Here is a 19,226-nt window from a genome sequence, read left to right as displayed (position 1 = left end):
TCGATTGCTTCTTATGCGAGATTGTTCCCGTCGCCACACGCAATATGAAGTTGCGGTGATGGCTTCAGATCGATCGGCGAGGGCGGGCAATGGTAGCGCGTGTCAGTACGGTTGCATTCCAGGGCATAGAAGGCGTGCCCGTCGAGGTTCAGGTTATGGTGGCGCCCGGCAAGACGGGCATGCAGATCGTCGGTCTGCCGGACAAGGCCGTGGCCGAGAGCCGCGAACGGGTCCAGGCGGCGCTGCATGCCTCGGGTCTGGCGCTTCCTGCCAAGCGGGTGACGGTCAATCTCGCGCCAGCGGATCTGCCCAAGGAAGGATCGCACTTCGATTTGCCAATTGCCCTCGGCCTGATGGCGGCCCTCGGCGCCATCCCGGGCGATGCGCTGCAGGGCTTTCTTGTGATCGGCGAACTCAATCTCGACGGCACGATCGCATCGATCGCAGGGGCTTTGCCGGCTGCGATCAGCGCCAACGCCATGGACAAGGGCCTGATCTGCCCGGCCGACAGCGGCGCCGAGGCCGCCTGGGCCGGCAGCGAGATTGACATCCTCGCCCCGCGCAGCCTGATCGCGCTTGCCAATCACTTCAGGGGCACGCAGGTGCTTTCCCGGCCGGAACCTTCGATCCGGGTGCCTGCTGCCAACCTGCCGGATCTCGCCGACATCAAGGGTCAGGAAAGCGCCAAGCGGGCGCTGGAGGTCGCAGCCGCCGGCGGACACAATCTGCTTTTCGTCGGCCCGCCCGGCTCAGGCAAGTCGATGCTGGCTGCCCGCCTGCCGTCGATCCTGCCGCCGCTCTCTGCGGCAGAACTGCTCGAAGTCTCGATGATCCATTCGATCGCGGGGCAGCTATCCGGCGGCAAGCTCTCCGATCGCCGGCCCTTCCGCACGCCGCATCACTCGGCCACCATGGCAGCTCTCGTCGGCGGCGGGTTGAAGGCCAAACCCGGCGAGGCGTCGCTTGCCCATCATGGCATTCTCTTCCTCGACGAACTGCCGGAATTCGCGCCGCCCGTGCTCGATGCACTCCGCCAGCCGCTCGAAACCGGCGAATGTATCATCGCCCGCGCCAACCACCGGGTCTCCTACCCCTCCGACTTTCAGCTGGTGGCAGCCATGAACCCCTGCCGTTGTGGCATGGCGGGCGAGCCCGGGCATGTCTGTGCGCGTGGCATCCGCTGCCAGACCGAATATCAGGGCCGCATTTCGGGACCCCTGATGGACCGTATCGACATCCGCATCGATGTGCCCGCCGTCTCGGCCACGGATCTCATCCGGCCTCGCGCGGCTGAAAGCAGTGCGGAGGTGGCCAAACGCGTGGCCTCGGCCCGCGCCCGTCAGCGGGATCGTTTCGAACGTCTCGGTTTGCCCTTCAGCACTAATGCCCGTTGCTCGACGGCGCTGATCGAGACCCTGGCGGAACCGGATGCATCCGGGCTGCAGCTCTTACGCGATGCGGCAGAGAAATTCCGGTTTTCGGCGCGCGGCTATCACCGGGTGCTGAAGGTGGCGCGGACGCTTGCCGATCTCGATGGGGTGGAAACCCTCGGGCGTATCCATCTGGCCGAGGCGATCTCTTACCGCATCGCCTCCGAACGGCTGGCAGCGGCGGCGTGACCGGCGATCTTGAGGAGGAGGGGTCGAAAGCACGGGTCGGGATAGGAGAAGGCGAGAATTAGCCTGGCAACGCCGCCGGGCGAAGCATGTCGACCGGAAGCGTGAGGCGCACCTCGGCTCCGGTCTCCGGATAGGTGATCTCTGTCTGGCCGCGCACGCCAGCGATCACGCGCTTCATCAGGGTCGAGCCGAAGCCACCCGATCCCGGCTGTGGCGCAAGCGGTGGCGGACCGCCGCTTTCGCTCCAGCGCATGACGAGTTGCTCGGTTCCATCCTGGGCCGTCTCGATGTCCCAGGTCAGGGAGACTTGGCCATGGCCGACGCTGAGAGCGCCGTATTTTGCGGCATTGGTACCGAGCTCGTGCAAGATCAGGCTGAGCACGACGACGGTCTGACCACCGACCGGGACGCGTGGACCATGCGCCATGAAGCGCGGGGTGCCGACGATGGCAAAGGGTTCGAGCGCCTGGAAGATGACGCTTTGCAGCGACGCGTCCTCGCCCTCGCGAAGGCCGCGCAGCAGCAGGTTGGAGCGGCCGAGTGCCGTCAGCCGATCGCGCAGCCGGGCTGCCAGCTCATCGGCGCTGGAGGCATTCTTGAGAGAGAGGCTGATGATCGCATTGATGGTGGCGAAGATGTTCTTCAGGCGATGGTCCAGTTCCTGGGCCATGACCTCCTGCTGTTCGGCCAGTCGCTGAACCTCCTCGCGGGTGCTGATCTCCTGGCGATAGGCCTGTTTCATCATGTAGATCAGCGTCAGATCGGTGGCGACGACAAAGAGGTAGAGCCCCATGGCGAGCAGCGTGCCGAGCGAGAAGTCGAAGCGGCCAGGGCTAATGAAGAAGTACCAGGCTGCGAGACCGGAGAGTGCGGCGACCATCAGGCCCTGACGGACGCCGAAGACAAATCCGCAGATGATGACGGCCGGAAAGAAGGTGAGAAAAGGGAAACCAGCCGGCAGCACGGGATCGAACCAGGCGCGGATCGCCAGTGCTATGGCAAAAACGATGAGGCTTGCGACATAGGTCGCGACCAGGCCGCTCGTCGACAGTCGCTCTTGAACGGAGGCAAACGCAGGCAGGCGATGAAGTAATGCGCGCATGGGGCCCCTTGAGGACTGCAGTCGACCTGTGGGTGATACTCTAGCCGGGGAAGTGGACGGCTGCAATCGAGGGGTGAGGGGCGCCGGCTGTTGCGCGGCGCCCCTTCGAAACTTATTCGCCGAGACCGGCAAAGAGCGCCGTTGACAGATAGCGCTCGGCAAAGGACGGAATGATGACGACGATCGTCTTGCCGGCATTTTCTTCACGCTGGCCAAGCTTGATCGCCGCCGACAGCGCCGCCCCCGAGGAGATGCCGACCGGCACGCCTTCGAGGCGGGCAACGAGTCGCGCATTTTCGAAGGCTTCGTCGTTGGTGACGGTGACGACCTCGTCATAGACATGGGTGTCGAGAATGGCAGGCGCAAAGCCCGCGCCGATTCCCTGGATCTTGTGCGGGCCGGGATTGCCACCGGAGAGAACCGGGCTGTCGGCCGGCTCGACGGCGACGACCTTGATCTCGGGCTTGCGGCTCTTGAGCACCTGGCCGGTGCCGGTGATGGTGCCGCCCGTGCCGATGCCGGAGACAAATATATCGACCTGGCCGTCGGTGTCGTTCCAGATTTCCTCGGCTGTCGTCTTGCGGTGAATTTCCGGATTGGCGGAGTTCTCGAACTGCTGCGGAATGATTGCATCCGGCGTCGTCTCGGCCAGTTCCTGCGCCTTGGCGATGGCACCCTTCATGCCCTTTGCGCCCTCGGTCAGCACGAGCTCGGCGCCGAGCAGGGCCAACATCTTGCGGCGTTCGATCGACATGGTCTCCGGCATGGTGAGGATCAGGCGATAACCCTTGGCCGCCGCCGCAAAGGCAAGCGCAATGCCGGTATTCCCGGATGTCGGCTCGATGAGAACGGTCTTGCCGGGCACGATTTTGCCCTGGGCTTCGAGGCTCTCGATCATGGCCACGCCGATACGATCCTTGACCGAGGCGATCGGGTTGAAGAATTCGAGCTTGGCGAGCAGATGCGCCTTCACGCCCTTCTCCTTGGCCATCTTGTCGAGGCGCACGATCGGGGTATCGCCGATCGTTTCGGTGATCGAGCCATAGACGCGTCCGCGGCCGGGTTTCTTCTGCTCAGTCATGGGTTTCTCCCTGGTGATTTGGTTGGCGCGAGCTTACGCCTGCCGACCCGTCCTTGCCAGCATAGCCATGCCGCAGCGGGCTTGATCCGTGGAAAAATCTGCTCCGTGGGCCGGTCGCATTCGCCTTCGCATTAGAAAAGCGCCTGCGGCCTGTTTGTTTCATGCCGCGTGCCAATCAGGCCGCCCGCGCGGCGATATAGGCGGCCGTGCCGGCGAGGATGCCGGCAGCGCTGCGGTTCAAGACTTTCAGCGCCTCCGGCCGCTTCAAGAGTCCGCGCGCCTGAGCCGCAAGCAGGATATAGGGCAGAAGCACCGCCATCAGCACGACGAAGGTCAGGCCCACGAGCAGGATGTAATCGGCAAGTCCGATCGCCTCGAGCGGGATCAGCGTCGGGACAAGAGCGACGTAGAACAGCATGGTCTTCGGATTGCCGAGCGTCACCAGAAGACCGGAGAGGAAGGACATGGACGGGCGCATGGCGCGCTCCGCCTTGATGTCTTGCGGCAGGAGCCCTGATGTCCAGAGCTTCCAGGCGACATAGACGAGGTAGGCGGCACCGAGGAATTTCAGAACCAGGAAGGGCGTCACGAAGGTTTTCGCCAGCACCGAAAGCCCGAGGATGACGGCAGTCAGATAGACGAGATCGCCGAGGATGAGGCCGAGCCCCATGAAGAAGGTCGGCCGGAAGCCGGAGCCCAGCGCCCGCGCCACGATCGCGGTCATACCCGGTCCCGGAATGGCGGCCGCGATGAACAGCGCGCCGCAATAAGCGATGATTGTCGTCATTGTCATGGAGGTCCTCCGCCCACAATTCCTTCTATTGAATTTACGAGGAATGGGAAAGCACCTGGATCAGCCGCATCGCAAAGATTGAGGGCGATGCACGACGCGCAAAATCTGACACCGGATGCAGTGCGCAAGGTCGTTGGCGTGGTCTGACCCCCGACAGCCGCCATCGCCGCGATCACCTGCATCATACGGACTTGTCTCGATGACACGATGTCGTTTGCGGTGGCTCAAGGACATGGATAGACATGGTCGAAGTCCCGGAGAACACCTCTTTGCCCAGCACCACCCTGCTGCTTGCCTTCGCCCTGATCTGTCTCGGCATGGTGCTGACACCGGGGCCGAACATGATCTATCTCGTCTCCCGCTCGATCTGTCAGGGGCCGATGGCCGGCATCGTCTCGCTCGGCGGCGTCGCCCTCGGTTTCCTCGTCTACGTCTTGCTGACGGCTTTTGGGATCACGGTCCTGCTCTTCGCCATACCCTTTGCCTATGATCTGCTGAAAGTCGCGGGCGCGGTCTATCTCGCCTGGCTGGCATGGCAAGCCGTGAGGCCCGGCGGGCGGTCGCCCTTTCAGGTGCGCGATCTGCCCCAAGACAGCAATCGCAAGCTCTGTCTGGTGGGCTTCGTCACCAGCCTGCTCAATCCAAAGATTGCCGTCCTCTATCTCTCGCTCCTGCCGCAGTTCGTCGACCCCGCGGGTGGCAGCGTACTGCTGCAGTTGCTTGTGCTCGGCTTCATGCAAATTGCCATCAGCGTCACGGTCAATGGCTTGATCGCGCTCTCTGCTGGCTCGATCGCCCATTTCCTCGCTGGCCGTCCAGTGTGGCTTGTCGTCCAGCGCTGGCTGATGGGCACGGTGCTGGCCGGCCTGGCGGTCCGAATGGTGACGGAAGCGCAGCGTTGACGATCAGAACATCGGCCGCATGAAGCTACGCTCATAGCGCAGGATGCAACGGGTCTCCTCGGCATAAGCGAATGCTGCCTGGCACTCGGCATCTGCCGCGATCGCTTCGCGGTAGGCCTCGTAGGCTGCGAGCGACGGAAAGCTGAACAGCGCGAGCGCGATGTCGTTGGCCCCTTCATGCGGCAGGAAATAGCCGTGATGGGTGCCGCCGAGCCTGTTGACCAGCGGGATCCAGAGGGCCGCATAATGCTCGAACTCCTTGAGCTTGTAGGGATCGATCTCATAACGCAGGCTGCAGGTAATCATGTCAGGCCCTTCGGGTTCCGGGCAGAAGATGTCGTGGAGTGATGTTGAGGGTCGTGCCCACGGCGGCAAGAAGGATCGCCGCGCCGCCCAGCGCCTGTCCGGGCATCAGCACATGGCCATAGGCTAGAATATCCACCAGGATGGCGACGACAGGGTAGAGGAAGGACAAGGTGCCCGTCAGCACGACCGGGAGCTTCTGGATCGCCGAATAGAGAAAGGCATACATCACCCCGGTGTGCACCACGCCGATGGTCGCCACCATGGCCCAGCTTTGCGGGGAGCTCGGCAGAGCGTTGAAATCGGCAAGGGGCGCGAGGATGACGATACCGGTCAGGACCTGGATGAGGGCGATGACATAGGGTGACGTGCCGCGCAGCCGCCGGGTGACAAACGCAGCCACCGCATAGCAGAAGGCTGCCCCAAGCGCGAGCAGGATGCCTGTGAGATATCCCTGGCCCGCATGAGCGCTGAGAGATGTTCCGCTCAATGTCATCGCCAGCATTCCGGCAAAGGCCAGGCCCATCCAGCCGAGTTTGGCAGCGCCCACGCGCTCCCCGAGGAAGAGCGCTCCGAGACCGACGAGCATGAAGGGCTGAAAATTATAGACGATCGTGGTCACCGAGATCGACGCCAGCGGATAGGCCGAAAACAGCAGCAGCCAGTTCATCACCAGCGCCACACCGCCACCGGCCGCGATCATCACCCGTTTCGCATCCAGGCTAGACCCGGAAAAGGCCTTCAGGTGAAAGCAGAGCAAGGCGAGAATCGGAGCGCCGATCAGGCAGCGGAAGAAGACGACGTTATAGGGGCTTTGGCCGGATTGCAGCACGAACCAGCCGATCGTGCCGGACATCACCATGGCGAGGGTCATGTCGAAAATTCCGCGCTTGGTGACAGGGTTCATCGTCGATCTCCGAGTTTTCCGCACTCTATGCCTGCGACAACGGGATTTCCTTTGCGAAAATTAGGTGTAGTCTCACGTCTACGGAATTATGCGCGGGAGATCGGCGGTGAATCCTAATTTTCCTCAAGTGCTGGATGCGCCAGACCGCAAGATCATCGACGCCCTCGCGGATGATGCTCGGCTGTCGCTGAAGGAGCTGGCAGCGCGCGCCGGTCTGTCCTCGCCCGCCTGTTCCGAACGCCTGCGCCGTCTGGAAGAGCGTGGCGTACTCTTAGGCTATGTCGCAGAGGTGTCTCTGGAAGCGCTCGGCTATCCATTGCAGGCCATCATGCGCGTGCGCCCCCTGCCGGGCATGCTGCATATCGTCGAGAAGATCATTCTGGAAACGCCGGAGATCATCGAATGCGACAAGATCACCGGTGACGACTGCTTTGTGTGCCGCGTGGCCGTGCGCAACATGGCCGATCTCGACCGGGTCCACGACCGGATCACCGAGAAGGCGCAGACCAATACCGCGATGGTCAAGTCCACGCCCCTCAAGCGACGCATGCCGCCGGTCCTGTGATGCATGCTAAAAATCAGCCATCGGCGACAACATGCTGGGCGCCGGGATGTCGGATGGCTGAAGCCCCCTGACCATAAGGGCGCACGATCCGTCATATGGTCTGTCGTCCCCGCTCCATTCGAGACGGTCCGTCGGGAAGAATACCTCGATGCGGTCGTGCGCCACGCCCAATGCATCGCGGATCTCCGACATTGATGGTATCTGACGGGCGGCGATATCAAGCATCTGCAATGTGCCGCCATAGAGCCTCCAGGCAAGGATGGCGTCGAAGCCGGGCAAGTAACTCAGCCTGATCTTTGGATCGAGCGCAGCATTGAGCAGAAACCCTTCGGACTGGCGCACAACGGAAAGCTGATGAGAGACAGGCTCCCGATCGGCGAGGATCCTCAAGACCAGCGCAACATCATCCTGATTCTTCAAGTCGATTTCCCGCGCCTCGGCGTCCGCAGGCACTGTTTGTGTCACATCTCCGCAGACGCTGAATTGCGGCACAATTCGAAAACCATAGCCGTGATAGAGTTGCGGCTTGTCTGTCAGAAGAAGACCGGCCTCGAAGCCCTGTTTGTCGGCCCAGGCGAAGGCGCGCTGCATGAGATCGCGATAGAGCCCCCGCCCGCGAAACACAGGGAGAACGGCACCCGATTGAAACCCAGCCGCCACGATGGCCCGCCCTTTTATGAAAAGCGGCATGGAAAACCCCGAGAAATTGGCGACGCAACGGCCAGTCGCGTCGAAATAGCCAAAGGGCATCGATGAAGGATCTGGCCCGCCGAAGCGGCTCTGCAGCCCGATATCGATGCCGAACACGTCTTGCAGCAGGTCCGCGAGCGCTCGAAAGGCGTTCGGATCTTCGAAGTAGCCTTCTCGGAGCGTCAGCGTTTCCCGCACTGGATCTTCATACCCCCGTCGATCCGAACCCGCCGGCACCCCGCGCCGTGTCGCTCGTCTCGGTCACTTCGGTCACGCATACCTGCGTTACCGGTGCGATCACCATCTGGGCGATGCGCATGCCGCGTGTGATGACGAAATCCTCCTGGCCGAGATTGATGAGCAGCACCTTCACCTCGCCGCGATAGTCGCTGTCGATCGTGCCGGGTGTGTTGAGGCATGTCACGCCGTTCTTGAAGGCGAGACCCGAGCGTGGGCGGATCTGGGCTTCGAAACCTTCAGGGATTTCCAGGATGAAGCCGGTCGGCACCAGCGCGCGGGCGCCCGGAGCAAGCGTCATTGGTTCCCCCTCGGCGACCGCTGCCCTGAGATCCATGCCGGCCGCGCCTGCGGTCTCATAGGCCGGAAGCTCCAGACCTTCTCCATGCGGGAGGCGCTTCAGGTTGAGCACGGGGCCGATAACGTCGGAGCGGATGGTGGACATGGCGGAATTCCTTTGTTTGTCGCGCTCAATTGCATATTGGCCGTCGAAACGCTAGATAACCGCCCGACCAGAAGGACTCCTGAGATATGGCTGAAACGCTCGCCGAGGCGGTCTCCCGCCGCCGCACCTTTGCTATTATCGCGCACCCGGATGCGGGTAAGACGACGCTGACTGAAAAGCTGCTGTTGTTCGGCGGCGCCATTCAGCTTGCCGGTGAAGTCAAGGCGAAGAAGGATCGCATCCAGACCCGCTCGGACTGGATGAAGATCGAGCGCGAGCGCGGCATTTCGGTCGTGACGTCGGTCATGACCTTCGAATATGAAGGCCATGTCTTCAACATTCTCGATACGCCCGGCCACGAAGACTTCGCCGACGACACCTATCGCACGCTGACGGCAGTCGATGCGGCCGTCATGGTCATCGACGCCGCCAAGGGTATCGAGCCGCGGACCTTGAAGCTGTTCGAGGTCTGCCGCATGCGCGACATTCCGATCATCACCTTCATCAACAAGATGGACCGCGAAAGCCGCGACCCCTTCGAAATCCTCGACGAGGTCGAAGAGAAGCTGGCGCTCGACACGGCCCCGATCACCTGGCCCGTCGGCCGTTCCAAGACCTTCTGTGGCTCCTATCATCTCGCCAACAACACCTATCGGGGCGGCGATGCCCAGGTCGAGCCGCTGAAGGTCAACGGTCCGCAGAGCGTCGCGGAGAACCTGCCCGAAAACGAGCGCCAGACCTTTATCGATGAGCTGGAACTCGCCCGCGAAGCCTGCCGACCCTTCGATCGCGACAGCTTCCTCGAAGGCCACATGACGCCCGTCTTCTTCGGTTCGGCTCTGCGCAACTTCGGTGTCCGCGACCTGATCAATGCGCTCGGCGCCTACGCACCGCCGCCGCGCGACCAGGTGGCCGACACCCGCACGGTGCACGCCGCCGAAGACAAGATGACCGCCTTCGTCTTCAAGATCCAGGCCAACATGGACCCGAACCACCGCGACCGCATCGCCTTTGCTCGCATCTGCTCCGGCAAGCTCGAGCGCGGCATGAAGGCTCGTCTCGCCCGCACCGGCAAGCAGATGGGCCTGACGGCGCCGCAGTTCTTCTTCGCCTCGCAGCGTCAGCTAGCAGATACGGCCTATGCCGGTGACGTTGTCGGCATCCCGAACCACGGGACGCTCCGTATCGGCGACACGCTGACCGAAGGCGAAAACCTCGTCTTCCAGGGCGTGCCGAACTTCTCGCCGGAGATCCTGCGCCGCGTGCGGCTGGAAGATGCAATGAAGGCGAAGAAGCTGAAGGAAGCTTTGCAGCAGATGGCCGAAGAGGGCGTCGTGCAGCTCTTCTCCCCGGAAGACGGCTCGCCGGCCATTGTCGGCGTCGTCGGCGCACTGCAGCTCGACGTGCTTAAGGAACGCCTGCAGGGCGAATATGGCCTGCCGGTCTCCTTCGAAATGTCGCGCTTCTCCGTCTGCCGCTGGATCTCGGCCGAGAACAAGGACGATCTGGAAAAGTTCATGACCCAGCGCCGCGGCGACATCTGCCGGGATCTCGACGGCGATCCGGTCTTCATGGCGCAGGACCAGTTCTCGCTGCGCTACGAATCCGAGCGTTACCCCTCGATCAAGATGGTCGCCATCAAGGAATACCACGTCGCCAAGGCGGCGTGAGTTCTACGGTTGCCTAGCGCGGTGACGGTTACGCCGTCACCGCCGGGTCGGCTTACTCTGCCGCTTTGATCCGAAGTCCCAGGGAAGCGTCGAACTCCACCCTAAGCGTCTCATAGCTCGCAATCGTCGGATGGCTGGTCTCCAGCGGATGGGCATGGGTCGCCGTGATCACGGCGACATCGGCGCCTGCCGCTTCTCCGGCTCGGACACCGGCCAGAACGTCCTCGAACACCAGGCAGCGTGAAGGATTGAACCCGAGCCGCTCCGCCCCGAGCCGGTAGCCGGCGGGATCCGGCTTGCCGATCTTCACATCTTCCGCCGTCACGATCTTGAGCGGCTGCGGCAGGCCGGCTGCCCCGATACGGGCGCGGGCGAGGGCGGAGGGTGCCGAGGTGACGATCGCCCAGCGTTCGGCCGGCAGGCTTTTCAGAAAGTCGATGGCGCCGGGGATCGGCACGATACCATCGAGATCTTCGATCTCGCCCCGCTCGACCTCGAGCGCTTCCTTCACCACATCGATACCGGGCAGGTTCAGCGCGCTGATGGTATCTATCCCACGCTTGCCATGCATGGTGGGCAGGAAGGCTTCGAGATCCAGACCGTGCTTCAATGCCCAGCGGCTCCAGACGCGCTCGGCAGCGGCGATGGAATTGAGCAGCGTTCCGTCCATGTCGAAGAGAAAGCCGTCATAGGAGCGGTCGAAAAGCCGGTCTGGGGCGTGATGCAAGGCAATCTCCTCGGGTCGGTTGGATATTCCGGCCTCCCTAGCGGCTCTGGCCGTCGGCTGCAAACTCTGAATGGGAATGACGGGCAGACACAGGTGACAGGAACGGCGCTGTCGCATAGTCTGGTGCCTGAGAGACAGGGGCGTCTGGCGTAAGCCGGGCTGAGAAGCACCCTTTGAACCTGAACCAGATCATGCTGGCGGAGGGAGTCGCTCGGGTGTCGCGCCATATAGATCCGCGCCCTGCCCGCTGCGTCTCCGCCGCCTTGGGAGACGCAGACATGAGATCATCCACCATCCGCAACGTGCTGACCATCGCCGGCTCCGACCCTTCCGGTGGAGCAGGCATCCAGGCCGATCTCAAGGCCTTCTCAGCCCGCGGTTGCTACGGCATGGCTGTTATCACGGCGCTGACGGCGCAGAACACGACGGGCGTCTCGGCCGTTGTGCCGCTCGATCCTGGCTTTGTCGCCGAGCAGATCCGCATGGTTTTTGCCGATGTCAGGGTCGATGCGGTGAAGATTGGCATGATCGCCAATGCCGGCATCGCATCGGCCGTCGCCGAAGCGCTGAAACCCTATCGAGACATCCCCGTCGTTCTCGATCCCGTCATGATCGCCAAGGGTGGCGCCTCCCTGCTTGATCCGGATGCGGTCGAAGCCTTGACGTCGAACCTCCTGCCGCTCGCCACGCTTCTGACACCGAACCTGCCGGAGGCGGCAGCTCTGCTCGGCGACCCCGAGGCTTTCGACCGCCGCATCATGGAATCCCAGGCCGTCAGGCTGACAGCACTCGGACCCCAGGCGGTGCTGCTCAAAGGTGGCCATTTGACGGGCCCCGAAAGCCCGGATGTACTGGTTGCGGAGGGTCAGGTGACCTGGTTCGAGGCGGATCGGATCACTACACGCAATACCCATGGCACCGGCTGTTCTCTGTCGAGTGCGCTCGCTGCCGAATTGGCAAAGGGGCTTGAGCCACAAGAGGCGGTGCGTGTTGCCAAAGCCTGGCTGGCAGAGGCCGTCCGGAGTTCTGGTCAGCTTTCGGTTGGCTCAGGACACGGTCCCGTGCATCATTTCCATTCGCTCTGGCAGCACTAGTTGTCCCTGTTTTCCGGAAGTTGCTGAAGGGCGAAGACGAAGGGCAGGGCGGATTTGCCGAATGACTGGTGTGTCGGAGCGAGTGCTCGGCGCTGGTCAATGCAGCCGAGCCGCAAACCGATCTCGCCGTCGGCGCTTTCGCGCCACATCGGCGATCCGCAGTGGCCGCAGAAGAACTGGTGGCTCGGCCGGCCGCTGTCGCCCATCTTTCGGTAAGACTTGGCTTCGCCGGTCAGAAGCTGAAATTGACCGGAAAGAGCGGCGACTGTGACCCTGTAAGCTGAGCCCGTCAGTCGCTGGCAATCCGTGCAATGGCAAATCCCGACGGCCTGTGGATCGACCTCGGCTTGATAGCGGATTTCTCCACATTGGCATGCCCCGGTTACGCGCATGTCCTTCTCCGGAAAAAGAAAACCCGGCGCTGGAGACGCCGGGTTGAAGTGAACTTGACTGCGTGGGGTTAATGATCGGCCTTGATAAAGGTTCCGTTCTGCAACTCCTTCATCGCCTGCATCAGCTCTTCGCGCGTGTTCATGACGATCGGTCCGTGCCAGGCGACCGGCTCCTTGATCGGCTTGCCGGTCACCAGCAGGAAGCGGATGCCCTGCTCTCCCGCCTGAACGGTGATCTCGTCGCCGGTGTCGAAAACGACAAGCGTGCGGTTGCCGGAGAGGTCGCGGATATTGAGCTCTTCGCCCATATATTCCTTCTCGACCTTGACGCCGAAGGGCTTGGACGCATCCCGGAACGAGCCGGAGCCGGCAAAGATATAGGCAAAGGCCGAGCGATAGGTATCGACCGGGAAGGTCTTGCGCTTGCCGGGCGGCACCGAGATGTCGAGATAGACGGGCTCGGCGGCTATGCCGTCGACCGGACCGCTTTTGCCCCAGAAGTCGCCACAGATGACACGCACCGACGTGCCGTCATCATCGATGACGACGGGGATCTCGGGTGACTTGATGTCCTGATAACGCGGTTTCGTCATCTTCAGCGAAGACGGCAGATTGGCCCAGAGCTGGAAGCCGTGCATGCGGCCGGCAAAATCGCCTTTCGGCATTTCCTGGTGCAGGATGCCGCTGCCGGCCGTCATCCATTGCAGGTCGCCCGCACCCAGCATGCCCTGATTGCCCAGGCTGTCGCCATGCTCGACGGTGCCGGCCAGCACATAGGTGATCGTCTCGATGCCGCGATGCGGATGCCAGGGGAAGCCGCGGACATAGTCCATCGGCTCGTCGTTGCGGAAATCGTCCATCATCAGGAAGGGGTCGGTCATTGAAGGATCGCCGAAGCCGAAGACGCGGTGCAGTTTGACGCCGGCGCCTTCCATGGTTGGCGTGGCGCGGCTCTCATGCTTGACGGGGCGGATGGACATTCGGTGACCTCCTCGGTGAAACGGGCTGTTTGCTTGGGTAGCAATATAGACGAGAGAACCATGGCACGCAGGCCCGCCGGGCAGAACGCAGTGTTCACTTTTGTGCCGAGCGAGAGCAGGAAGAATGTTGCGCTGCGTGACAAAATTTTGTCATGAAGGATGTCATGTTTGCAAATCATTAGTCTATTGGGCGAAGACTATCGAAGATTCGCAGTCGGTCGATGGACCTGGGGCAGAATTCATATGTGTCGTTGGGCAGCTTACCGTGGTGTTCCGATCTTCCTCGAGGAGCTGGTGACCTCGCCTGCGCATTCCCTGATCGAGCAATCGCATTGCGCAACCCGCGCCAAGACCGCCACCAACGGCGATGGCTTCGGTCTCGCCTGGTATGGTGACCGCCCCGAGCCTGGCCGCTTCCGCGATGTGCTGCCGGCCTGGTCCGATTGCAATCTGAAGAGCCTCGCAAGCCAGATCCGCTCGCCGCTGTTCCTCGCCCATGTCCGCGCCGCCACCCATGGCGCCACCCGCCGCGACAACTGCCATCCCTTCGTTCAGGGCAACTGGTCCTTTATGCACAACGGCCAGATCGACAATTTCGATCGGATCCGCCGCCCCATGGAGGGCATGCTGGATGACGAACATTTCCACGCCCGTGTCGGCACGACAGACAGCGAATTGCTCTTCTTGCTGGCCCTTCAGTTCGGCCTGAGGGAACGTCCCATCGCCGCGATGAGCGAGGCTGTGGGCTTCGTTGAGCAGATCAGCCTGCATCTGACAGGCACCGCCCGCATCCGCATGACTGCCGCCTTTTCTGATGGCAAGACGCTCTATGCCGTGCGCTACTCGACGGACGAATATGCTCCAACGCTGTTTGCAGCGCCCATGGGGCCGAAGGGCAGCTTCTGTCTCGTGTCTGAACCGCTGAACGACGAGACGGATACCTGGGTGGAAATTCCCGCTGGCAGTGCCGTGATCCTCAGCGAAAACGGCCTGGATGCCGCCGAGTTCAAGCCTGAGGTCGAGCACGCGCGGGTCGAGAAGATTCGTCAGCCGGCGATGGCTGCGGTCTGATCACAGCTTTACTCGACGATGCCGAGTTCGGCGCGCAGCTTGCGGGTCAGCGACGAACTGACCGTGCGATAGGAGCGGGTGAGGTATTCCATAAGGTCGGCTTCGCCGAGCTCGCTGTCTGGTTCGACGCTGACCCATTTGCGCTTGGCGAAATAGGGCGCCTGTGACACGCCTCTAAGCGATGTCAGGATCTCGAAGCTTTCCTCGCTGACTTTGAAGGTCAGCCGATGTTCACCATCGGTCAGCAGGGCGAAAACCTTGTCGCCCACCTTGGCCACACGGCTGTCCCACTGGTCGACTTGTGTGATGCCGGCAAACCCTTGGACAAAGGCCTCGAAGCCCGAGCGCGTAAAGAGGCTCATGCGCCGGTCCCGCCGATCTGGGTGGCGATCCAGAGCGCCAGGCGTTCGGCGACTTCGTCCTTGGAAAGGTCCGGCCAGGCTTCCACCCCGTCGCGGGAAATCAGCTTCACCCGGTTGCGATCGCCGCCCATGATCCCGGTCTCGGGCGAGACATCATTGGCAACGATCAGGTCGGCGCCCTTGCGTTCGAGCTTTGATCGGCCATTTTCCTCGACGTTCTGGGTCTCGGCGGCAAAGCCGACGACGAGGCGCGGACGCTGAGCGTGGTGGCCCACCGTCTTCAGGATATCGGGGTTTTCCGCAAGCTCGAGCGGCGGCGGGGCCTCGCCAGGTTGCTTCTTGATCTTCTGCCCGGCGGAGGACGCCACACGCCAGTCCGCGACAGCGGCGACCATGACGGCAATGTCGGCCGGAAGCGCCGAGAGCACGGCATCGCGCATCTCTTCGGCCCGCTCCACATGTTGGGTGCGAACGCCTGCGGGATCGGCAATGGTCACGGGTCCGGAGACCAGGGTAACCTCGGCGCCGAGGCGGGCAAGGGCGGCCGCGATCGCATGGCCCTGCTTGCCCGAGGAGCGGTTGGCGATGTAGCGCACCGGATCAATCGGCTCGTGGGTCGGACCGGAGGTCACGACGGCCGTCATGCCGGCCAGCGGCTTCGGTCCCGAGAGCAGGTCTTCGACACGGTCTGCGATCTCGATCGGCTCGGCCATTCGCCCGCGACCACGCTCCCCGCTTTCGGCCATCTCGCCTTCCATCGGGCCGATGGACTGGATACCGTCACGTTGCAGGGTGGCGTAGTTCCGCTGGGTAGCCGCATGAGCCCACATCTTCGGGTTCATGGCAGGCGCAATCAGCACCGGGCGGTCGGTCGCGAGAAGGACGGTGGATGCAAGATCATCAGCCAGCCCGTTCGCCATCTTCGCCATCAGGTCGGCGGTTGCAGGGGCCACAAGCACGAGATCGCACTCACGCGCCAGCCGGATATGGCCGACATCCTGCTCGTCCTCGCGGGAAAAGAGCTCGGTATAGACATGGGAGGCCGAGAGAGCGCCGACCGCAAGCGGTGTGACGAATTCCTGGGCGCCACGCGTCATGATCGGCCGCACGCTTGCACCCCGCTCCCGGAGCCTCCTGATAAGGTCGAGGCTCTTGTAGGCGGCGATGCCGCCCGCGATAACAAGCAAAATGCGCTTTCCTGCCAAGCTCATGGAGTGCAACCCTTTCTGTGCGGGCGCGACCCTAGCGCAATTCCGGTCGCTGGCAAATCATCGAGACTGGGACTGGTAAACGGCGTGCCTCAAGCTCCGTTGTCGAGCTTCAGCGGGACTTCCGCGACGGTGCCATGCGTGCCTTCGAGATAGTGCAGCCCGTCTCCGAGCGTCGAGGCCATGGATTTGACAATACGGCTCCCGAGACCGGTTCCCTTCGGCGCGCTCTGCGGATCGATGCCGACGCCGTCATCCTCGACCCGAAGCAGCGCCTCGCCGTCGCCCCGCATCTTCAGATGCACCCGGATATCGCCGGCCTGTCCGGGCGCATAGGCATATTTGAAGGCGTTGGTAACAAGTTCCGTGACGATCATGCCGACCGAAACCGCCTTGTCGGCGCTGAGGGAGATGGAATCTGCATCGAGCAGGAGGCGCACAGGCTTTTCGGCGCTATGCAGCGAATTGTAGAGCTCAACGGTGAGCCGGTTGAGATAGCGATCGAGTTCCACCCGGCTGACGTCGTCCGAGGTGTAGAGACTGCGATGCATGCCGGCGATGGCCGTAATGCGGGCCTGGGTTTCCGCCAGTTCCGCCTTCACTTCGTCGCTGCGGGCGGCAGAGATCTGCAGTCTCAGCAGGCTGGCGACCAGCGCCAGCGAATTGGCGACGCGATGGTTGACCTCGGCCAGCAGCGCCTCTGCGCGTTCCTTGCCGAGCCGGATCTCTTCATCGGCGCGGGCCTTGGCCGCACGCAGCTGGGCATTGGCAACCGTCTGCTCGATTGCGCTCGACAAGAGCGACAGGAAGTCGTCGCTGACCGTCTTGATGACGTAGTCAGCAGCACCCGCCTTGATCGCCTCGATCGCGACCTGCGCCTCGTTGGATCCGGTAACATAGACCACGGGCACGTCGATTTCGGCCTCGCGCATGCGGCCCAGCACCTCATGGCCGGTCGTCTGGCGCAGGTAATGGTCGAGCACCACGACATCGAACCCTGACGTCTTCAGGAGTTCGAGCGCGTCTTCGGCGTTCTCTGCATGCGACACCTCATGGCCGAGCCGGCCCATATGCCTCTGGACCAGCCGGGCAATGGCAGCATCGTCATCGATGTAGAGAACGCTGAAGCTCATCTCCCGGCCGCCGTCAGGGGATCTGCATGACGGAAAAGAACAGTCCGAGCTGGCGAATGGCGTTGGCGAAATTGTCGTAATCGACAGGTTTGGTAATATAGACATTGGCCCCGAGATCGTAGCAGCGCTGGATTTCGCGTTCGTCATCCGTTGTCGTGAGGATGACGACCGGGAGCCGTCGCGTGTGCGGATTGGATTTAATCTGGTCGAGAATATCGGTGCCCGACATGTCAGGCAAATTGAGGTCGAGCAGGATCAGCAGATAGCGATCTTCGGAGACCTTGCCGCTGCGATCCGTGCCCAGGACGTAGTCGAGCGCCTCGGTGCCGTTGGTGAAGGGCACGATCTCGTTGTTCACGCCGGCGCGACGCACGTTCTTCTCGATCAGACGGGCATGACCCTCGTCGTCTTCCACCATGACAATGGTGACTTCTTTTCCCACGGCTTTCATTATCAACTCCGTACCAAGCGTGACAGATCAGATGGCAGTCGCAGTACGAAGGTTGACCCTTCTCCTAAACGGGATCGAACGGTTATCTCCCCTCCAAGGTTCCGTGCCAGTGAGCGGACATGGGCAAGGCCGATGCCTTCACCCGATTTATCCTGCTGCCCGGAGCGGCGGAAAAGTTCGAAAATGCGTTCGTGGTCCTGCTCTGCAATGCCACGGCCGTTATCCTCCACCTCGATCCTTACCATGTGACGCCCTTCGGGCGCGGTTCGGACGGCGAGGGTCAGGGGCCGCTGGGGATGCTTGTACTTGATAGCATTGTCGAAAAGGTTACCAAGGATTTGTTCGACCGACAATCGATCGGTGTTGAGGCGGGTCGCCTTGATGTCGAGATCGATACTTCCGTCGCTTTCGCTGATCTGGTGGTAGACGCTGTTGGTGATGGTCTCCAGCATCGGCTGTAGTTCGACGATTTCGGGCTTCAACTGACGCCGCCCGTCGCGCGAAATCTTGAGGATCGCGTTGATCAGTCCGTCCATCTTCTTCGTCGACGAGCGAATGAAGCCGATGGCTTCGGGAAGATCCTCTGACGCAGCCAGTCTGGCTTCGCGGATCTCTTCTTCGGATACCGGCTTGCCGTCGTTCAGGACATAGGCCTGCAAGGATTTCAGCGAGGCATCGAGCTCCGAAGTAAAGCCCATGATATTGACGAGCGGTGCTCTCAGATCATGCGTGACGATATAGGCGAAGCGCTGGATCTCCTGGTTTGCCTGCATGAGATCTTCGGTGCGCTCTTCCACGCGGGCCTCGAGACCCTGGTTCAAGACCTCCACCTCACGCCGGGAAGCCGCCAGCGCACGCACATGCTGGGCGACGACCAGGATCGCACCTCCCATCACGGCAATGATGGCGATGCCGCCGCCGACCGTGATCCATTGAAGCTGCTCGGTCGCGCTGATCTGGGCCTCGGTCCCTCGCTCGACATTGGCGTCCGAAAGCGACTTGAACTGATCGAGCATGGAGCGGATGTCGTCCATAAGCTCACGGCCGACATCGCTCTGGATCAACTCGACGGCCTGCGCCTGCTCGCCGCTGCGCACGAGATTGATCGCTTGCCCCATCTCCGCGAGTTTCCCGCGGATCCGGTCACGCAGCCGGTCCATCTGGGCCGCCTTGATCGGGCGATCGGCAACCGCTGCCGCAAGCCTGTCGACCTCTTCGCGAATCTCGCCAACGGCGGACTCGTAGGGCTGGAGGAACAGTTCGTTGCGCGTGATGACGAAGCCGCGCTGGCCTGTCTCGGCGTCGGTCAGCTTCTGCATGAGGTCGGCCGACATTCGCCGGATGTTGCGCTCCTGCAGAATATATTCAAAGGTCGTCTGGGTGCGCTCGACGAGACCGAAGGTCGCGAGGATAATGCCGACGAGGATTGCAGTGCCGATCAGGAGAAAGAGCAGCGTGGACCGGACGAAGCCGGTTTGAGTAGCGGACATGTAA

At 62.3% G+C, this 19,226-nt stretch carries 21 protein-coding genes and 1 riboswitch; of the genes, 6 read left to right on the top strand and 15 right to left on the bottom strand.

Annotated features, from left to right (window positions below; all coding sequences use genetic code 11):
* Positions 1 to 89: 89 nt before the first annotated feature.
* On the top strand, positions 90 to 1,619 hold the full coding sequence (locus tag QWE_RS05020; protein WP_006725005.1) for a YifB family Mg chelatase-like AAA ATPase: 1,530 nt from the start codon (positions 90 to 92) through the stop codon (positions 1,617 to 1,619).
* 58 nt (positions 1,620 to 1,677) lie between these two features.
* Here the strand turns inward: QWE_RS05020 and QWE_RS05015 are convergent, their stop codons facing one another.
* From QWE_RS05015 to QWE_RS05005, 3 genes are all read right to left on the bottom strand, one after another.
* A complete protein-coding gene (locus QWE_RS05015; RefSeq protein WP_006725004.1) occupies positions 1,678 to 2,721 on the bottom strand; it encodes an HWE histidine kinase domain-containing protein in 1,044 nt (347 codons plus the stop codon).
* A 112-nt stretch (positions 2,722 to 2,833) separates the two neighbouring features.
* Positions 2,834 to 3,802 (bottom strand): cysteine synthase A, encoded by a 969-nt coding sequence (cysK, locus tag QWE_RS05010; RefSeq protein ID WP_006725003.1) that lies wholly within the window; start codon positions 3,800 to 3,802, stop codon positions 2,834 to 2,836.
* Positions 3,803 to 3,977: 175 nt separating this feature from the next.
* Positions 3,978 to 4,595: a LysE family translocator gene (locus tag QWE_RS05005; protein ID WP_006725002.1), complete on the bottom strand. Its 618-nt coding sequence runs from the start codon at positions 4,593 to 4,595 to the stop codon at positions 3,978 to 3,980.
* 269 nt (positions 4,596 to 4,864) lie between these two features.
* On the opposite strand from QWE_RS05005, the gene QWE_RS05000 reads away from it, so the two are divergent.
* Positions 4,865 to 5,497 (top strand): LysE family translocator, encoded by a 633-nt coding sequence (locus QWE_RS05000; RefSeq protein WP_006725001.1) that lies wholly within the window; start codon positions 4,865 to 4,867, stop codon positions 5,495 to 5,497.
* A gap of 3 nt (positions 5,498 to 5,500) precedes the next feature.
* On the opposite strand, the gene QWE_RS04995 is transcribed toward QWE_RS05000, so the two are convergent.
* Both QWE_RS04995 and QWE_RS04990 read right to left on the bottom strand, forming a co-directional pair.
* Positions 5,501 to 5,803 carry an NIPSNAP family protein gene (locus QWE_RS04995; RefSeq protein WP_006725000.1) on the bottom strand — a complete coding sequence of 101 codons (303 nt, stop codon included), beginning with the start codon at positions 5,801 to 5,803 and terminating at the stop codon, positions 5,501 to 5,503.
* A 1-nt stretch (position 5,804) separates the two neighbouring features.
* Complete coding sequence (locus QWE_RS04990) at positions 5,805 to 6,707, bottom strand: DMT family transporter (protein ID WP_006724999.1); 903 nt, start codon at positions 6,705 to 6,707, stop codon at positions 5,805 to 5,807.
* A gap of 127 nt (positions 6,708 to 6,834) precedes the next feature.
* Here QWE_RS04990 and QWE_RS04985 point away from each other — a divergent pair, with 127 nt between their 5' ends.
* Entirely contained in the window at positions 6,835 to 7,272 is a 438-nt protein-coding gene (locus QWE_RS04985; RefSeq protein ID WP_006724998.1) for an Lrp/AsnC family transcriptional regulator, read from the top strand.
* A 6-nt stretch (positions 7,273 to 7,278) separates the two neighbouring features.
* Here QWE_RS04985 and QWE_RS04980 read toward each other — a convergent pair whose 3' ends face one another.
* On the bottom strand, positions 7,279 to 8,160 hold the full coding sequence (locus tag QWE_RS04980) for a GNAT family N-acetyltransferase (RefSeq protein ID WP_006724997.1): 882 nt from the start codon (positions 8,158 to 8,160) through the stop codon (positions 7,279 to 7,281).
* 7 nt (positions 8,161 to 8,167) lie between these two features.
* Positions 8,168 to 8,644: a dUTP diphosphatase gene (gene dut / locus QWE_RS04975; protein WP_006724996.1), complete on the bottom strand. Its 477-nt coding sequence runs from the start codon at positions 8,642 to 8,644 to the stop codon at positions 8,168 to 8,170.
* 86 nt (positions 8,645 to 8,730) lie between these two features.
* On the opposite strand from dut, the gene QWE_RS04970 reads away from it, so the two are divergent.
* Positions 8,731 to 10,314: a peptide chain release factor 3 gene (locus tag QWE_RS04970; protein ID WP_006724995.1), complete on the top strand. Its 1,584-nt coding sequence runs from the start codon at positions 8,731 to 8,733 to the stop codon at positions 10,312 to 10,314.
* A gap of 52 nt (positions 10,315 to 10,366) precedes the next feature.
* On the opposite strand, the gene QWE_RS04965 is transcribed toward QWE_RS04970, so the two are convergent.
* Entirely contained in the window at positions 10,367 to 11,041 is a 675-nt protein-coding gene (locus QWE_RS04965) for an HAD-IA family hydrolase (RefSeq protein ID WP_006724994.1), read from the bottom strand.
* 126 nt (positions 11,042 to 11,167) lie between these two features.
* Positions 11,168 to 11,264: riboswitch (TPP riboswitch) on the top strand.
* 55 nt (positions 11,265 to 11,319) lie between these two features.
* Between QWE_RS04965 and thiD the strand changes: the two genes are divergently transcribed.
* Positions 11,320 to 12,135, top strand: coding sequence for a bifunctional hydroxymethylpyrimidine kinase/phosphomethylpyrimidine kinase (gene thiD / locus QWE_RS04960; protein WP_040299554.1), 816 nt, complete (start codon positions 11,320 to 11,322; stop codon positions 12,133 to 12,135).
* Here thiD and QWE_RS04955 read toward each other — a convergent pair.
* Together QWE_RS04955 and QWE_RS04950 are read right to left on the bottom strand one after the other, a co-directional pair.
* Positions 12,132 to 12,527: a GFA family protein gene (locus QWE_RS04955; RefSeq protein ID WP_006724992.1), complete on the bottom strand. Its 396-nt coding sequence runs from the start codon at positions 12,525 to 12,527 to the stop codon at positions 12,132 to 12,134. The genes thiD and QWE_RS04955 overlap by 4 nt on opposite strands.
* 68 nt (positions 12,528 to 12,595) lie before the next feature.
* Entirely contained in the window at positions 12,596 to 13,507 is a 912-nt protein-coding gene (locus tag QWE_RS04950; RefSeq protein WP_006724991.1) for a pirin family protein, read from the bottom strand.
* A gap of 243 nt (positions 13,508 to 13,750) precedes the next feature.
* Here QWE_RS04950 and QWE_RS04945 point away from each other — a divergent pair, with 243 nt between their 5' ends.
* Positions 13,751 to 14,578 carry a class II glutamine amidotransferase gene (locus QWE_RS04945; RefSeq protein WP_006724990.1) on the top strand — a complete coding sequence of 276 codons (828 nt, stop codon included), beginning with the start codon at positions 13,751 to 13,753 and terminating at the stop codon, positions 14,576 to 14,578.
* Between the two features lie 8 nt (positions 14,579 to 14,586).
* On the opposite strand, the gene QWE_RS04940 is transcribed toward QWE_RS04945, so the two are convergent.
* The 5 genes from QWE_RS04940 to QWE_RS04920 form a co-directional block, all read right to left on the bottom strand.
* Positions 14,587 to 14,940, bottom strand: coding sequence for an MmcQ/YjbR family DNA-binding protein (locus QWE_RS04940; protein WP_006724989.1), 354 nt, complete (start codon positions 14,938 to 14,940; stop codon positions 14,587 to 14,589).
* Positions 14,937 to 16,151, bottom strand: a complete 1,215-nt coding sequence (coaBC, locus tag QWE_RS04935; protein ID WP_006724988.1) for a bifunctional phosphopantothenoylcysteine decarboxylase/phosphopantothenate--cysteine ligase CoaBC — start codon at positions 16,149 to 16,151, stop codon at positions 14,937 to 14,939. Before coaBC ends, QWE_RS04940 begins: the two co-directional genes overlap by 4 nt.
* Before the next feature lie 89 nt (positions 16,152 to 16,240).
* Positions 16,241 to 17,281, bottom strand: a complete 1,041-nt coding sequence (locus QWE_RS04930; RefSeq protein ID WP_006724987.1) for a response regulator — start codon at positions 17,279 to 17,281, stop codon at positions 16,241 to 16,243.
* A gap of 13 nt (positions 17,282 to 17,294) precedes the next feature.
* Positions 17,295 to 17,732 carry a response regulator gene (locus QWE_RS04925; protein ID WP_006724986.1) on the bottom strand — a complete coding sequence of 146 codons (438 nt, stop codon included), beginning with the start codon at positions 17,730 to 17,732 and terminating at the stop codon, positions 17,295 to 17,297.
* A gap of 2 nt (positions 17,733 to 17,734) precedes the next feature.
* Complete coding sequence (locus QWE_RS04920) at positions 17,735 to 19,222, bottom strand: sensor histidine kinase (protein ID WP_006724985.1); 1,488 nt, start codon at positions 19,220 to 19,222, stop codon at positions 17,735 to 17,737.
* Between the last annotated feature and the right edge of the window lie 4 nt (positions 19,223 to 19,226).

The sequence above is a fragment of the Agrobacterium albertimagni AOL15 genome (assembly GCF_000300855.1).
GTDB classification, from domain to species: Bacteria; Pseudomonadota; Alphaproteobacteria; order Rhizobiales; family Rhizobiaceae; genus Allorhizobium; species Allorhizobium albertimagni.
Note: the sequence above shows the minus strand (reverse complement) of the source record. Positions and strands in the feature narration are given on the sequence as shown.